The organism is Mycolicibacterium madagascariense (genome assembly GCF_010729665.1).
GTDB classification, from domain to species: domain Bacteria; phylum Actinomycetota; class Actinomycetes; order Mycobacteriales; family Mycobacteriaceae; genus Mycobacterium; species Mycobacterium madagascariense.
The window spans coordinates 3,183,963-3,199,497 of record NZ_AP022610.1 but is presented as its reverse complement, the minus strand read 5'-3'; the positions used below and the strand labels follow the sequence as shown (position 1 = coordinate 3,199,497).

Sequence of the window (15,535 nt, the reverse complement as noted above, 5' to 3'; positions counted from 1 at the left end):
GACAGAGAGGTGGGCCCGTGCCCGTTGATCCGAGAACGCCGGTGCTGGTCGGCTACGGCCAGGTGAATCAGCGTGACAGCGATCCCACCGTCGAACCCGTCGACCTGATGGAGCGGGCGGCGCGGTCCGCCGTCGACGCGCACGTGCTGGAGGCCGTCGACTCGGTGCGCATCGTTAACCTGCTGTCGTGGCACTACCGCAACCCGGGTGCGCTTCTCGCTCAACGGCTTCGAGCGGAACGGGCGGACGCGCGCTACACCAGCATCGGTGGCAACGTCCCGCAGGCCCTGATGAACCAGGCATGCCTCGACATCCAGCGCGGCGATGCGGACGTGGTGTTGATCGCCGGCGCCGAGACGTGGCGCACCCGCACCAAGGTGCGACGGGCCGGGGGCACGCTCGACTACACGAAACAGGACGACTCGGTGCCGCTCCCGCCGGGAGCCGACGAGGACTTTCAGCTGGCCGGCCCGGTCGAGTTGCGCATCCACCTGGACCGGCCGTCCTACGTCTATCCGTTGTTCGAACAGGCGCTGCGCATCTCGGCGGCCGAGAACCCCGACGAGCATCGCCGGCGGATCGGGGAGCTGTGGGCGGGCTTCAGCTCTGTGGCGCAGGGCAACCCGCACGCCTGGAACCGCGAGCCCGTCACCGCGGCGGAGATCTCGGAGCCCAGCCCCGACAACAGGATGATCAGCTGGCCGTACACCAAGCTGATGAACTCCAACAACATGGTCGACCAGGGTGCCGCACTGATCGTGACGTCCGCCGAACGCGCTGCGGCCCTTGGCATCCCGACCGATCGGTGGGTGTTCCCCTACGCCGGGACCGATGCTCACGACACCTATCTCATCGCCGAGCGCGACGCGCTCGACCGCTCACCGGCGATCCGCATCGCCGGCGCCCGCGCCCTCGAGCTGGCGGGCCGGGGAATCGACGACGTCGACTTCGTCGACGTCTACTCGTGCTTCCCCTCGGCCGTCCAGGTCGCGGCCCACGAGCTGGGGCTGCCGCTCGACGGTAGCCGCGCGCTGACCGTCACCGGGGGCCTGACGTTCGCCGGTGGACCGTGGAACGACTACGTGAGCCACTCCATCGCCACCATGGCCGAGCACCTGGTGGCCTCGCCGGGGACGGTCGGCCTCGTCACGGCCAATGGCGGTTACCTGACCAAGCACAGCTTCGGGGTGTACGGCACCGAACCGCCGCGTGGTGAATTCCGTTGGGAGGACGTGCAATCGGTCGTCGACGCCGAACCCACCCGGGTGGCCGAGGACGTCTGGGAGGGTGTCGGGACGGTCGAGTCGTGGACGACGCCGGTCAGTCGCGACGGCGCCGCCGAGAAGGTCTTCCTAGCGGTCCGCACGCCGTCGGACAGCCGGGCGCTGGCGGTCGTCATCGACGCGTCGCAGGCCGAGGCCAGTAGCCGCGAGGACATCGCGGGCGCGAAGGTCCGCGTCGACGGCGACGGGAACGCCTCGCTCCTCTGACTCGAAATCTCGGTGCGCCGGGCGGCGCTGAACGCCGCGGTGCGCTGCACGACGCACGGGTAGAACCGTTGACGGATACATACGGGTGCGCCTATGGTGAGCCACACCACAAATTGAAACGTTTCAATCGTTGGAGGTCGGCACCATGAAGGTAGGAGCACGCTCCACGACCGGATGGCGTGCGACCATCGCCGTCGCGATGTCCAACTACATCGAGGCGGGGTCCATCATCGCGATCGCCACCAGCCTGGCGTTCTGGCAGTCGGCGTTCGGCATCAGCGACTTCGCCGTCGGTCTGCTGGCCGCGTTGAGCGCCAACGCCTTCGGCGCGGCGATCGGTGCCATCCTCGGCGGTCCGCTCTGTGATCGCTTCGGCCGCAAGGCGATCTACACCTACGACCTCCTGGTGTACATGGTCGGCGTGCTGCTGGCCGCCTTCGCCGTGAACTACGCGATGCTGCTGGCGGCCTTCGTCATCACCGGAATCGCCGTCGGCGCAGGCGTTCCCGCGTCCTGGACCTACATCGCCGAACAGGCACCGTCGGGCGGACGGGCCAAGCACGTCGGGACGGCCCAGCTGGCGTGGTCGATCGGGCCGCTGATCGGCTTCGCGCTCGCCGCGGGCCTGGCACCGCTGGGCCTGCTCGGATCGCGGCTGATCTTCCTGCACCTGTTCGTCGTCGCCGCCGTGGTGTGGTGGGTGCGGCAGGGGCTGACGGAGTCGACGATCTGGACCGAGGAGGGTCGGGGCGCGAGCGCCATCGGGGCACGCGGCCTGCGCGGTCTGTTCACCCGCCGGGTCAACGTCACCGCGCTGCTGTTCCTCGGCGGCATCTACCTGTTCTGGAACACCGTCGCCGGGCAGGCGGGCATCTTCATGCCGCGCGTGTACGACACCGCGGGCCTGCACAGCCCCGTCGCACAAGACTTGCTCCAGGTCCTGGTGTGGGGCTGCACGGTGGCCGCGACCTACCTCGGGTTCATGCGCTACGGCGACCGGATGTCACAGCGGCTGCTCTACGTCATCGGCGCGGCACTCGGCATCGCGGGGTGGATCGTGTTGGTGGCCTTCACCGATGGCGGCATGCCCACGATGCTGGCGTTCGCAGTGCTGTGGGGCGTCTCCGCCGGCGTCGGCGCGCAGGCGTTCTACGGTCTCTGGGCGAGCGAGCTGTTCGCCACCCCCTACCGCGCGAGCGCGCAGGGCGTCATGTTCTGCGTCGTGCGCAGCTTCACCGGTCTGCTGAGCTACTTCTTCCCGACGCTGTTGGCCGTCACGGGTCTGACCGGGGTGGGCCTGCTGCTGATCGGTCTGCTGACGGTGGCGTTGATCATCGGTGCGGTGTGGGCGCCCTCGACGCGAGGAAAGACGTTGCAGGAGATCGAACGCGAGCGGTACGGAAGCCGCGGGAGCACGATGAACACGGAGGTGGCGGTATGACGGCGCAGTTGGACGACCTGGCCATCGAATTGCCCTCGTGGGCGTTCGGCAACTCGGGCACCCGGTTCAAGGTGTTCGGCACCCCCGGCACCCCCCGCACCGTCGAGGAGAAGATCGCCGACGCCGCGACCGTGCACCGGTTCACCGGCATGGCGCCGACCGTGGCGCTACACATCCCGTGGGATCGCGTCGACGACTACGCCGCCCTGGGCGCCTTCGCGGCCGAGCACGGCGTGGCGCTGGGCACCATCAACTCCAACACGTTCCAGGACGACGACTACAAGTTCGGCAGTCTGACCCACGTCGACAAGACGGTGCGGCAGAAGGCGATCGACCACCATCTGGCGTGCATCGACATCATGAACCAGACGGGCTCGCGGGATCTGAAGATCTGGCTGGCCGACGGCACCAACTACCCGGGCCAGGGTGACATCCGCGGCAGGCAGGACCGGCTGGCCGAGTCGCTGGCCGCGATCTACCAGCACGTCGGCGACGATCAGCGAATGGTGTTGGAGTACAAGTTCTTCGAGCCCGCGATGTACATGACCGACGTGCCGGACTGGGGGACGTCCTTCGTCCAGGTGAGCGCGCTCGGCGAGCGCGCGAAGGTCTGCCTGGACACCGGGCACCACGCGCCGGGCACGAACATCGAGTTCATCGTCGCCCAGCTGCTGCGGCTGGGCAAGCTCGGTTCGTTCGACTTCAACTCCCGCTTCTACGCCGACGACGACCTGATCGTCGGCGCCGCGGATCCGTTCCAGCTGTTCCGCATCATGTTCGAGGTGATCCGCGGCGGCGGTCTGGAGGGTCGTGGCGAGCGAAGCGACGGGGAAGGAGGGGCAGGCTCCGACCTCGCGCTGATGCTCGACCAGTGCCACAACGTGGAGGCCAAGATTCCCGGCCAGATTCGCTCGGTGCTCAACGTGGCCGAGATGACGGCGCGGGCCCTGCTCGTCGACACCGACGCCCTCGCGGCCGCGCAGGAGGCTGGAGACGTGTTGGGCGCCAACGGAATACTGATGGACGCCTTCTACACCGACGTCCGACCTGCCGTGGCCCGGTGGCGCACCGACCGCGGGCTGCCCGCCGATCCGATGCGGGCGTTCGCCGAATCGGGGTACCAGGACGCCGTCAGCGCAGAGCGCGTCGGCGGTACGCAATCCAGTTGGGGAGCATGAGCATGACCAATTCCACCGTCGCCGATCTGATCGCCCGGTCGAACCGGCTGGGTGCCGATCCCAAGAACACCAATTACGCGGGCGGCAACACCTCGGCCAAGGGCACCGACGTCGATCCGGTCACCGGCGCGCCCGTGGACCTGTTGTGGGTCAAGGGTTCCGGGGGAGACCTCGGCACCCTCACCGAGAACGGACTGGCCGTCCTGCGCCTGGACCGCATGCGCGCACTGGTCGACGTCTATCCCGGTGTCGAGCGCGAGGACGAGATGGTCGCCGCCTTCGACTACTGCCTGCACGGGCGCGGCGGCGCGGCGCCGTCGATCGATACCGCGATGCACGGCCTCGTCGACGCCGCGCACGTCGATCACCTGCATCCCGACTGGGGGATCGCGCTGGCGACCGCGGCCGACGGGGAGGCGTTGACGAAGCAGATCTTCGGCGACCGCGTGGTGTGGGTCCCCTGGCGCAGACCGGGTTTTCAGCTCGGTCTCGACATCGCCGACATCAAACGCCGCAATCCGCAGGCGATCGGCACCATCCTCGGCGGCCACGGCATCACCGCGTGGGGTGACACGTCGGCCGAGGCGGAGGCGCGCTCGCTGGAGATCATCGACACCGTCGCCCGCTACGTCGACGCCCATGGCCGCCCGCAGCCCTTCGGCGCGCCGCTGGACGGGTACGGCGCGCTGCCCGAGCAGCAGCGGCGGGCCAAGGCCGCCCGGCTCGCGCCGTTTCTGCGCGGGTTGGCCTCGACCGACAGGCCGCAGGTCGGCCACTTCACCGACGATCCCCGGGTGCTCGAATTCCTTTCCGCCAGTGAGCATCCCAGGCTCGCCGCGCTGGGGACCAGCTGTCCGGACCACTTCCTGCGGACCAAGGTCAAGCCCCTGGTGCTCGACCTGCCCGCCGACGCATCGGTCGAGGACGCCACGGTCCGACTGGCCGCGCTGCACGAGGCCTACCGTGCCGACTACCGGGCGTACTACGAGCGCCACGCGTCGGCGGACAGTCCGGCGATGCGCGGTGCGGATCCCGCGATCGTGCTGATCCCCGGCGTCGGAATGTTCAGCTACGGCAAGGACAAGCAGACTGCCCGCGTGGCAGGGGAGTTCTACCTCAACGCGATCAACGTGATGCGCGGCGCCGAGGCCATCTCGACCTACGCACCGATCGACGAGGCTGAGAAGTTCCGCATCGAGTACTGGGCGCTGGAGGAGGCGAAGCTCGCGCGGATGCCGAAGCCCAAGCCGCTGGCCACGCGCATCGCGCTGGTCACCGGCGCCGCCTCGGGCATCGGTAGGGCCATCGCCACCCGGCTGGCCGCCGAGGGGGCGTGCGTGGTCATCGCGGATCTCGATGCCGAGAAGGCCGCTGCCGCAGCGGAAGAGATCGGCACCGCCGACGTCGCGATCGGGATCGCCGCCGACGTCACCGACGAGGACGCCGTGCAGGCCGCGGTCGACGCCTGCGTCCTCGCGTTCGGCGGCCTCGACATCGTCGTGAACAACGCCGGTCTCTCGCTGTCGAAGTCGCTGCTCGAGACGACCGCGGCGGACTGGGATCTGCAGCACGACGTGATGGCCCGCGGGTCGTTCCTCGTGTCGAAGGCCGCGGCCCGCGCGCTGATCGACCAGAAGCTCGGCGGCGACGTCATCTACATCTCGTCGAAGAACGCGGTGTTCGCGGGTCCCAACAACATCGCCTACTCCGCGAGCAAGGCCGATCAGGCCCACCAGGTGCGGCTGCTGGCGGCCGAACTCGGCGAGCACGGCATCAAGGTCAACGGCATCAACCCCGACGGCGTGGTCCGCGGCTCCGGCATCTTCGCGGGCGGCTGGGGCGCCAAGCGCGCGGCGGTCTACGGCGTTCCGGAGGAGGAGCTCGGCGCCTACTACGCCCAGCGCACCCTGTTGAAACGCGAAGTGCTGCCGGAGCACATCGCCAACGCCGCGTTCGCGCTGTGCACGTCGGACTTCTCGCACACGACGGGGCTGCACGTGCCGGTGGATGCGGGCGTCGCCGCCGCGTTCCTCCGATGACTGACACCGGGACCTTCGCCGCCATCGACCTCGGCGCGACCAGCGGGCGCGTCATGGTGGCCGAGGTGGGTCCCGGTGTCCTGTCGATGCGCGAGGTGAGCCGCTTCGCCAACGATCCGGTGTACCTCTGGAACGGCACGCGCACCGCGATGCACTGGGACCTTCCCGGGTTGTTCGCCGGCGCGTGTGCGGGCCTGGCCGAGGCGGCCCGCGCGACACCCGGCCTCGTCAGCGTGGGGGTGGACTCCTGGGCCGTGGACTACGGCCTCCTGCGTGACGGCAAACTGCTGGGACTGCCGTACCACTACCGTGACGCCAGATGCGCGGCCGGCGCCGAGGCGGTACACGCCAGGCTGAGCCAGGAGCGGATCTTCGCCCGAAATGGCTTGCAGTTCCTCGACTTCAACACGATGTTCCAGCTCGCCGCCGATGCGGCGGAGGGGATGCTCGACGTTGCCGACCAAGCCCTGCTGATCCCCGACCTGATCGGCTACTGGCTCACGGGCGCGGCGTCGACGGAGCGGACCAACGCGTCCACGACGGGTCTGCTCGGCGTCGACGGTCGCTGGGACGTCGAACTCGAGGCGCTGCTGGGGTTGCCCGCGGGGCTGTTCCCCGGGCTGGCCGACCCCGGTGCGGAACGGGGCCGCGTGCTCCCCGAGCTCGCCGCCCGGGTCGGACTACCGGCCGGGTTGCCCGTCACGACCGTCGCCTCCCACGACACGGCGTCGGCCCTGGTCGCCATCCCGATGGACGCCGGGTCGGCCGCCTACGTCTCCTGCGGCACGTGGGCGTTGGTGGGCGTCGAACTGGACGACCCGGTGCTCAGCGCCGCCGCGCGCACGGCGAACTTCACCAACGAGGTCGGCGCCGACGGTCGAATTCGGTTCCTGCGCAACGTGATGGGACTCTGGATCCTCAGCGAGTCGGTGCGCAGGTGGCAGCGCGACGGATCCCACGTCGACCTGGCGGCGCTGCTGGACCAGGCCGCGGCCTGCCCGCCGACCGCCGAGGTGTTCGACGGCGACGATCCCCGCTTCGTCGAGCCGGGCGACATGCCGGGCCGCATCGGGGCCTGGTACGCCGAGCGCGGGCTGCCGGCGCCGGCGAGCAGACCGGAACTGGTGCGCGCCATCGTGGAGAGCCTCGCGGCCGGGTTCGCCCGGGGCGTCGAGGAATCCGCCGCGCTGTCGGGAATCCCCGTGGAGACCGTGCACCTCGTCGGCGGGGGTGCCAGGAACCGCCTGCTCTGCCAGCTGCTCGCCGACCGCGTGGCCCGACCGGTCATCGCGGGGCCGGTCGAGGCGACGGCGATCGGCAATGTGCTCATCCAGGCGCGCAGCCATGGCTCGTTGCAGGGCGATCTCACCGACCTGCGCGGCACCATGGCTCCTGCGTTGGCAGGGCTACGCTTCGAACCGCGACCTTCTTCACGACGACGAGCTCCGGCCGGAAGGGTCTGACGACATGAACCACAAGACGAAGCGGCGGCTGCCGAGCAGGCACGACCTGGCTCCGCTGATGCAGTTCAAGAAGCCGGAGTTCGACGCCACCACGCGCAGGCTGGACAAGGCGCTGACGATCGAGGACCTGCGCCGCATCGCCAAGCGTCGCACCCCGCGCGCCGCGTTCGACTACACCGACGGCTCGGCGGAGGCCGAACTGTCCATCGCGCGGGCCCGCCAGGCGTTCCTCGACATCGAGTTTCATCCGGCGATCCTGCGGGACGTCTCCAAGGTCCACACCGGGTGGGACGTCCTCGGCGGCCCGGTCAGTCTGCCGTTCGGCATCGCGCCGACGGGGTTCACCCGGATGATGCACACCGAGGGCGAGATCGCCGGAGCCCATGCGGCGGCCAGGGCGGGCATCCCGTTCTCGCTGTCGACGATGGGGACCACCTCGATCGAGGAGGTGAAGGCCGAGAACCCGTTGGGGCGCAACTGGTTTCAGCTCTACATGTGGAAGGACCGGGACCGCTCGATGGCGCTCGTCGAGCGGGCCGTCGCCGCGGGATACGACACGCTGCTCGTGACGGTCGACGTCCCGGTCGCCGGGGCCCGGCTGCGGGACACGCGCAACGGCATGTCGATCCCGCCGGCGCTGACGCTGCGTACCGTGGCCAACGCCCTGCCGCGCCCGCAGTGGTGGATCGACTTCCTGACCACCGAGCCCCTGTCGTTCGCCTCGCTGGACCGTTGGTCGGGCACCGTGGCCGAGTTGCTCGACACGATGTTCGACCCCACGGTGACCTTCGAGGACCTGGCCTGGATCAAGTCGCAGTGGCCGGGCAAGTTCGTGGTCAAGGGCATTCAGACCGTCGCCGATGCCCGCGCCGTCGCCGACCTCGGCGTCGACGGCGTCCTGCTGTCCAATCACGGTGGGCGCCAACTCGATCGGGCACCGATCCCGTTCCACCTGCTGCCCGCCGTGGCCGCCGAGGTCGGCGGCGACGTCGAGATCCTGCTCGACACGGGCATCATGTCCGGCGCCGACGTGGTGGCCGCCATCGCGATGGGGGCGCGGTTCACGCTGATCGGGCGGGCGTATCTATACGGGTTGATGGCAGGTGGCGAGGCGGGTGTCGACCGGGCCATCGAAATCCTGGCCGCGCAGGTCGAGCGCACCATGCGGCTGCTCGGGGTGACCTGTCTGGAGGAGCTGACGCCACACCACGTCACCCAGCTGGTGCGGCTCGCGCCGCGGGCGTCGACCGAGCGGTAGCCCGTGGCGGTCGGAATCCGGGAGGTCGCCGCGGCGGCGGCGGTGTCGGTGGGCACGGTCTCCAACGTGCTGAACGCGCCGGAGCGGGTGGCTCCCGCCACCGTGGCACGGGTGCACGCCGCCATCGCGAAACTGGGCTTCGTGCGCAACGACGCCGCCAGGCAGCTGCGGGCCGGCCAGTCGCGGTGCGTGGGTCTGCTCGTCCTCGACGTCGGCAACCCGTTCTTCACCGACGTCGCCAGGGCCGCCGAACGCCGTGCGGCGCAAGGCAATCTGGTGGTGCTGCTCGGCACCTCGGACGACGATCCCCAACGCGAACGGGCCTACCTCGACGTCTTCGAGGAGCAGCGGGTGTTCGGGCTGTTGATCTCCCCGGTGGGCGAGGACCTGGACCGCGTGCTCGCGCTGCACGCCCGCGGCGTTCCCGTCGTGCTGGTCGACCGCGACGGCGCGGGCACCCCGCTGTCCTCGGTCGCCGTCGACGACGTCGCGGGCGGGCGCCTCGCGGTGGGCCACCTCTGCGAACGCGGTCGCACGCGCATCGCGTTCGTCGGTGGTCCGATGGGCCTGCGCCAGGTATCCGACCGGTTGGCCGGGGCCAGGACCGCGGTCGCGCACGCCCCCGGCGTCACGCTGGACGTCGTCGCCACCGACGAGCCCAGCGTGTTGGCGGGACGGGCGGCGGGGGAGCAGCTGTGCGGCCGTTCGGCGGCACGGCTGCCCGACGCGGTGTTCTGCGCGAACGACCTGCTGGCCATCGGAATGCTGCAGGCGCTGAGCCGGCACGGGGTGCGCGTGCCCGAGGACATCGCGCTGATCGGGTACGACGACATCGACTTCGCGCGGTCCGCGTCGGTGCCGCTGTCGTCGATCCGTCAGCCCAGTGCCGACATCGGGGCGACCGCGATCGAATTGCTGCTCGAGGCCGTCGAGGGGGGCGCCCGCGAGCCCCGTCACGTCGTGTTCGGCCCGCGACTCGTGGCGCGTGCCTCCACGCTCACTTGATCGTGTAGCCGCCGTCGATGACGAGGTCCGCGCCGTTGACCATGGCCGCGGCGTCGGACACCAGATAGACTGCCGCAGCGGCGATTTCGCTCGGGTAGGCGAATCGCCCCGTGGGGATGAGCTTCTTGAGGGCGTCACCCTTGGGGTTGTCCCACGCCGTGATGCCGAGTTCGGTGAGCACCACGGTCGGGGAGATGCTGTTGACCCGCACGCCGCGTCCCGCCCATTCGGTCGCGAGCACCTTCGTGATGCCGACGACGCCGAACTTGGAGGCGCAGTAGGCGACGTGCTCGTCGATGGCCACGCTCGCCGCCTGCGATGCCATGTTGACGATCGCGCCGCGACCGGCCGCCAGCATGTGGCGTCCCACCGTCTGGCACATCAGGAACGTGCCCGTCAGGTTGATGGCGATCGTCGAATCCCAGTCCGACTGCGAAAGCTCCTCCGCGGGTGCGAGTCTCGCGATCCCCGCGCTGTTGACCAGGACGTCGACCTGGCCGTACTCGGCCATCACCGCGTCGACGGCCGCGGTCACCGAGCCGGGATCGGCGACGTTGCAGGCGAAGCCGCGGCTGCCGGGCAGTCCGGCCGCCACCTCGGCGGCGCCCGCCTCGTTCAGGTCGAGCACGGCGATGCGGGCTCCCCGCGCCCACAGCGCGGCCGCGATCGCCGCCCCGATTCCCGACGCCCCGCCCGTCACGAGGGCGACGGCGCCGTCCTGACGAAAGTCGAAGTCGATGGTCTCCGTTGATGATTGGGTCATGCGGATCAGCTCCTCGGTCTCACTTGAGCACTGCGGTGGCGATGTCGATGTCGGTGACGAGCGAGGACACCAGGCCGGACTCGAGCACGGCCCTGGTGGCCGCCGCCTTCTCCTTGCCCGCGGCGATGGCGATGCGCGTCGGGATGGCGCGCAACACGTATTCCTCGATGCCCATCCTGCGTTGGTCGAGGCCGGCGACCCGGTTGCCGTCGGCGTCGAGCAGCAGGGCACACGTCTCGGCGCAGACCCCCGCCTCGGCGAGGGCGCGGGTCTCCTCGGCCGCGAGGGACTCATAGACCTGCGAGGCCCCCGCACTCCACGCCCCGACCGAGACGATCGCGCAGCTGACGCCGGACTGCCGGGCGGTCGTCTCGCGGATCTGCAGGTTGTCCCCGAGGCTCTGGGCGGTGCGGGCGTCGGGGACGACGAGCGGGGCGTACAGCGGCCAGGACTGACCGCCGCTGACCTCGCTGATGCGCCGGACGAGGTCGGTGCCGTTGAAGGTGATGGCACCCGCCATCCCGGTGAGCTGAACGACGTCGCAGCGGGGCAGCGACGTCAGGTACGGCGCGATGTGGGTCAGCGTGCGGCCGCAGTCGACGCCGACGACGTCACCGTCGCGCAGGATCGACTGCAGGAGTTCGGCCATGGCCCTGGCGACGGACTCGACGTGGTCGGCCACGTTCGTCGAATCGGCGGTGACGGCGTAGGCGTGCTCCAGTCCGTACTGCCGTTGCAACGCCGTCGACAGTTCGACGTCGATGGCGCCGGGATTGTGGATCTTGATCTCCACCATGCCCGACTCGAGGGCCTCGTCCAGCATCCTGGCGACCTTGAAGCGCGACAGGCCGAACTCCTCGGCGATCTGGATCCTGGTGCGTCCCTCCAGGTAGTAGCGACGGGCGATGACCGCGCGCTGGAACAGCTCATCGGGCCCCATCGTGGCCTCCCGTCGATCCCGAGCCGCCAGGCTCACCCACCGCTGCACATATGTGCAGCCGCATTGACATGTGAGCATAAGCATTGCATGATCCACGTCACAACGGAACACACACGAGTATCGGGGTTGACAGATGAGCAGTGACGACACCGGCCTGGTCGACCTGGCCGGCGCCGTGCTGTCCCGCGAGTCCGCAGCGCTTGCCGCCCTGGTCGGGACGGTCGAATCGAGCGTCGTCGCCATCGCCCGCCAGATGATCGACGTCACGGGCAAGGTCGTCACGACGGGGTCGGGCACCTCGGGCATCATGGCCGAGCGGCTCGCCCATCTGCTCTCGGTGTGCGGGACGCCGGCGCTGTACCTGCCGTCGATGGACGCGCTGCACGGCGGCATGGGCGCCATCACCCCGTCCGATCTGGTCGTGGCGATCTCCAAGACCGGTCAGTCGCAGGAACTGGTCAACCTCGTCCAGCGGTTGGGGCAGCGCGGCGTCCACGTCGTCGCGGTCACCGAGAGCCCGGAGTCCCCCTTCGCGACCGCCGCGGGCACCGTCGCGCAGCTGCCGCCGACGCCGTCGGACGCCGACCCCGGCGACATGATCGCGATGGCGAGCACCCTGGCGGTCGGAGCGTGGTGCGACGCCGTGGCGGTGGTGACGATGGCGATGCGCGGCCACACCGTCGGCGACGTCATCGACAGCCATCCCGCGGGCGGGGTCGGCGTCCGCCGTCGCAATCCCGGCGACGACGCGGTACCGGTGGTGCGCGGCGCATGACGACATCGGCGGGAGTTCGCACGTCCCTCGTCCCCGCGGTGCTGGGCGTCGACTCGTCGACGCAGTCGTGCAAGGTCGAGATCCGCGACCTCGGCAGCGGTCGGCTGCTCGGCTCGGGGGCGGCACCGCACCCACCCGCGTTCCCGCCGAACAGCGAACAACATCCCCGCGACTGGGTCGAGGCGTTCATCGCGGCGGCCGGCCAGGCGATGGCGCGGTGCGTGGAAACGCCTGACGTGCGGGCGATCTCGGTCGCGGCGCAGTGCCACGGTCTGGTACTCCTCGACGAGCAGGGCGAGGTGCTGCGGGCGGCCAAGCTCTGGAACGACACGACCGGTGCGGCCAACCTGGCCCAGCTCGTCGAACGCATTGGCGCCCGGCGCTGGGTGATGCGCATCGGCACGCTGCCGACCGCCGCGTTCACCATCGCCAAACTGGCGTGGGTCGCCGAGCACGAACCCGGTCTCCTGGACCGCGTCGCGACCGTTCTGCTCCCGCACGACTACCTGACGTACTGGCTCACCGGGGAACGGGTGACCGACCGCTCCGACGCGTCGGGCACCGGCTACTTCGACGCCACCGACGGGCAGTGGATCCCGTCCTACCTCGACCTCGCGGCCGGGGTCAGGGACTGGTCGGCGAAGCTGCCGACGGTCCTCGGGCCCGTCGACGCCGCCGGCACCGTACGAGCCGCTGCCGCAACACGTCTCGGCATCGGAACCGACGTGGTGGTCGGTGCGGGCGGCGGTGACCAGCACGCGGCCTACCTCGGTCTCGGCTTGACCGACGGCGACCAGTACTTCAGCCTCGGCACCTCCGGTGTGGTGGCGACGTCGTCCCGCGGGCCGGTCTTCGACACGACCGGCGCCGTCGACGGCGTCGCGGACATGACGGGCGGCTACCTGCCGCTGATGAGCACGCTCAACGCCGCGCGCGTCGTCGACCGCGCCGCCGTGCTCCTCGGCACCGACCTCGCGGGCATCTCCGAACTGGCGCTCGCGGCGGGTCCCACGCAGGGGCCGGTGCTGGTGCCGTTCCTCGACGGCGAACGCACCCCCGACCGTCCGGACGCCCGCGGGATGTTCGCCGACCTCACCTCGCAGACCACCCGAGAGGAACTCGCGCGCGCCTTCGTGGAGGGCCCGCTGCTGTCGTTGCTCTCGGGCCGGGACAGCCTGCTGGCGTGCGGCGTCGAATTGGGCGGGGCCGCAACGGTGGTCGGTGGGGGAGCGCGATCGCGCGCGACGCTGCAGCTGCTGGCCGACCTCCTCGACGACGAGGTCACCCTGCCCGACGTCGACGAGGCGACCGCGCGCGGCGCCTGCATCCAGGCCGCGGCCGTCGCGGTCCGCGCCGATCGCGCCGGACTGGTCGAGCTCGCCAAGCGCTGGCTGCCCGACGCGCGGATGCGCGTGGCCCCCCGCTCGCACGGCCGGGAGCTGAGCGCCCTGCGGGAGCGGTGGGCGGCGCTGGCGGCGTCGCCGCTGCTCGACGGTGGTGGTCCCCGGTGACCGCGCTCGCGGCGTGGCACGCCGGCTTCGCGGGCCTCGTCGCCGGTTCGGTGTATGCCGCCCCCGACTCGCGGGTGGCGGCGGCGCAGACCCTGGCGGCCAGTGGACTCGACGTCCACGTCGACGTGATGGCCGCGTCCGAGGGCCTGCCCCAGGGCGTGAGTCTGGCTGAGCTGCAGATGATCTCGGCCGTCGTGGACCGCGAGCGGGTCGGCGTGCACCTGATCGGCTCACCCGACTTCGTCGACGCGGTGCTGCCCAAGATCCTGGCGCTACGGCCCGGCGTGGTGTTCCTGCCGTGGCGCGCGTTCACCGGCGAGCGGGTCGAGGCCGTCCACGCTGCGGGCGGCGCCGCCTGGATCGCGGTATGGCGGGAATGGGACGGGCTGGGGGAGCCGCGATGGCCGGCGCACCCCGACGGCGTCCTGGTGATGCTGATCGAGCCGGGCACCCGTGACCGATGCCGACTCGACCGGCTCGGCCTCGTCACCGCGTGCACCGCCATGTTCTCCGAGCTGCCCGTCGCCGTCGACGGCGGCGTCACCGAGGAGATCGCGCCGCTGTGCGCGGCCGCCGGTGTCCACCAGATGATCGTCGGCCGGGCGCTGATGACCTCCGAACGAAGGGAAGCGATGTGAGCACGATGAGGGCCAGCGTGATGACCGGCGTCGGCACGCTGCGCATCGAGGACCGTCCGGTTCCGACGCCAGGTCCGCACGAGGTGCTGGTCGAGGTCGCGGCCGTCGGGGTCTGCGGATCCGACGTGCACTACTACCGCCACGGCCGGATCGGTGACTTCGTCGTCGAGCAGCCCATGATCCTCGGTCACGAACTGTCCGGCCGGATCGCGGCCGTGGGCGATCACGTCGACCCGACGCGGGTCGGGCAGCGCGTCGCCGTCGAGCCGCAGCACCCGTGCCGCCGGTGCAGGCAGTGCATGGCGGGTCGCTACAACCTGTGCCCCTACATGGAGTTCTACGCCACGCCGCCCATCGACGGCGCCTTCTGCCGCTACGTCACCATCGACGCCGAATTCGCCCATCCCGTACCGGATTCGATGTCGGACGAGGCGGCCGCCCTGCTCGAACCGCTGTCGGTGGCCGTGACGACGATGCGCAAGGCACACGTTCAGCCGGGTAGCTCGATCCTCATCGCGGGTGCCGGCCCCATCGGGGTGATCTGCGCTCAGACCGCCCGCGCGTTCGGGGCCGCCAGGATCGTGGTGTCCGACCCCCTGGAGTCGCGCCGCGACGCCGTGCTGCGGTTCGGCGCCACCGAGGTCATCGATCCGATGGTCGACGACGTCGCCGCCCTCGATCCCCAGGTGGACGCCTTCGTCGACGCCAGTGGCGCCGCGCCCGCGGTCGTCAGCGGCATCAAGGCGGTGGGCCCGGCCGGGCACGTCGTCCTGGTGGGCATGGGTTCCGGTGACTTCGCGCTGCCCATCGGCTACATCCAGAACATGGAGATCAACGTCACCGGGGTGTTCCGTTACACCGATACCTGGCCTGCGGCAATACATCTGGTGTCCTCCGGCGCCGTCGACCTCGACGGCATGGTCACCGGTCGCTACGACCTGGAACACGTCGGCGACGCGCTGGACAGCGATACCGACCCGGGCAGCCTCAAGTCGATCGTCGTCCCGAAGTGAAGGAAGGCTCCGCAGTGAAGG

General features: G+C 70.4%; 13 protein-coding genes. 11 read left to right on the top strand and 2 right to left on the bottom strand.

Features of this window, described 5'->3' with window-relative positions; all coding sequences use genetic code 11:
• Positions 1–17: 17 nt before the first annotated feature.
• The 7 genes from G6N60_RS14980 (at position 18) to G6N60_RS14950 (ending at position 9,874) form a co-directional block, all read left to right on the top strand.
• On the top strand, positions 18–1,490 hold the full coding sequence (locus tag G6N60_RS14980; RefSeq protein ID WP_163738598.1) for an acetyl-CoA acetyltransferase: 1,473 nt from the start codon (positions 18–20) through the stop codon (positions 1,488–1,490).
• 145 nt (positions 1,491–1,635) lie between these two features.
• Entirely contained in the window at positions 1,636–2,931 is a 1,296-nt protein-coding gene (locus G6N60_RS14975; protein ID WP_163738596.1) for an MFS transporter, read from the top strand.
• The gene (rhaI, locus tag G6N60_RS14970; RefSeq protein WP_163738594.1) at positions 2,928–4,109 is read left to right on the top strand and encodes an L-rhamnose isomerase; all 1,182 of its coding nucleotides are present in this window, start codon (positions 2,928–2,930) and stop codon (positions 4,107–4,109) included. The genes G6N60_RS14975 and rhaI overlap by 4 nt, the downstream gene beginning before the upstream one ends.
• Positions 4,110–4,111: 2 nt before the next feature.
• Positions 4,112–6,148, top strand: a complete 2,037-nt coding sequence (locus G6N60_RS14965; protein ID WP_163738592.1) for a bifunctional aldolase/short-chain dehydrogenase — start codon at positions 4,112–4,114, stop codon at positions 6,146–6,148.
• Positions 6,145–7,611 (top strand): rhamnulokinase, encoded by a 1,467-nt coding sequence (locus tag G6N60_RS14960; RefSeq protein WP_163738590.1) that lies wholly within the window; start codon positions 6,145–6,147, stop codon positions 7,609–7,611. Before G6N60_RS14965 ends, G6N60_RS14960 begins: the two co-directional genes overlap by 4 nt.
• 4 nt (positions 7,612–7,615) lie before the next feature.
• The gene (locus tag G6N60_RS14955; RefSeq protein WP_163738589.1) at positions 7,616–8,869 is read left to right on the top strand and encodes an alpha-hydroxy acid oxidase; all 1,254 of its coding nucleotides are present in this window, start codon (positions 7,616–7,618) and stop codon (positions 8,867–8,869) included.
• Positions 8,870–8,872: 3 nt separating this feature from the next.
• On the top strand, positions 8,873–9,874 hold the full coding sequence (locus G6N60_RS14950; RefSeq protein WP_163738587.1) for a LacI family DNA-binding transcriptional regulator: 1,002 nt from the start codon (positions 8,873–8,875) through the stop codon (positions 9,872–9,874).
• Here G6N60_RS14950 and G6N60_RS14945 read toward each other — a convergent pair.
• Complete coding sequence (locus tag G6N60_RS14945) at positions 9,867–10,637, bottom strand: GolD/DthD family dehydrogenase (protein WP_163738585.1); 771 nt, start codon at positions 10,635–10,637, stop codon at positions 9,867–9,869. The two genes, G6N60_RS14950 and G6N60_RS14945, sit on opposite strands and share 8 nt — an antisense overlap.
• Positions 10,638–10,656: 19 nt before the next feature.
• A complete protein-coding gene (locus tag G6N60_RS14940) occupies positions 10,657–11,577 on the bottom strand; it encodes a sugar-binding transcriptional regulator (protein ID WP_163738583.1) in 921 nt (306 codons plus the stop codon).
• Between the two features lie 133 nt (positions 11,578–11,710).
• Between G6N60_RS14940 and G6N60_RS14935 the strand changes: the two genes are divergently transcribed.
• Genes G6N60_RS14935 through G6N60_RS14920 form a run of 4 tightly spaced genes read left to right on the top strand, consistent with a single transcriptional unit; the run spans position 11,711 to position 15,514 of the window.
• Positions 11,711–12,352: an SIS domain-containing protein gene (locus G6N60_RS14935; protein ID WP_163738582.1), complete on the top strand. Its 642-nt coding sequence runs from the start codon at positions 11,711–11,713 to the stop codon at positions 12,350–12,352.
• Positions 12,349–13,863 (top strand): xylulokinase, encoded by a 1,515-nt coding sequence (gene xylB, locus G6N60_RS14930; protein WP_163738579.1) that lies wholly within the window; start codon positions 12,349–12,351, stop codon positions 13,861–13,863. Before G6N60_RS14935 ends, xylB begins: the two co-directional genes overlap by 4 nt.
• On the top strand, positions 13,860–14,501 hold the full coding sequence (locus G6N60_RS14925; protein WP_163738577.1) for a beta/alpha barrel domain-containing protein: 642 nt from the start codon (positions 13,860–13,862) through the stop codon (positions 14,499–14,501). The genes xylB and G6N60_RS14925 overlap by 4 nt, the downstream gene beginning before the upstream one ends.
• A gap of 5 nt (positions 14,502–14,506) precedes the next feature.
• Positions 14,507–15,514: an NAD(P)-dependent alcohol dehydrogenase gene (locus G6N60_RS14920; protein ID WP_163743989.1), complete on the top strand. Its 1,008-nt coding sequence runs from the start codon at positions 14,507–14,509 to the stop codon at positions 15,512–15,514.
• Positions 15,515–15,535: the final 21 nt, after the last annotated feature.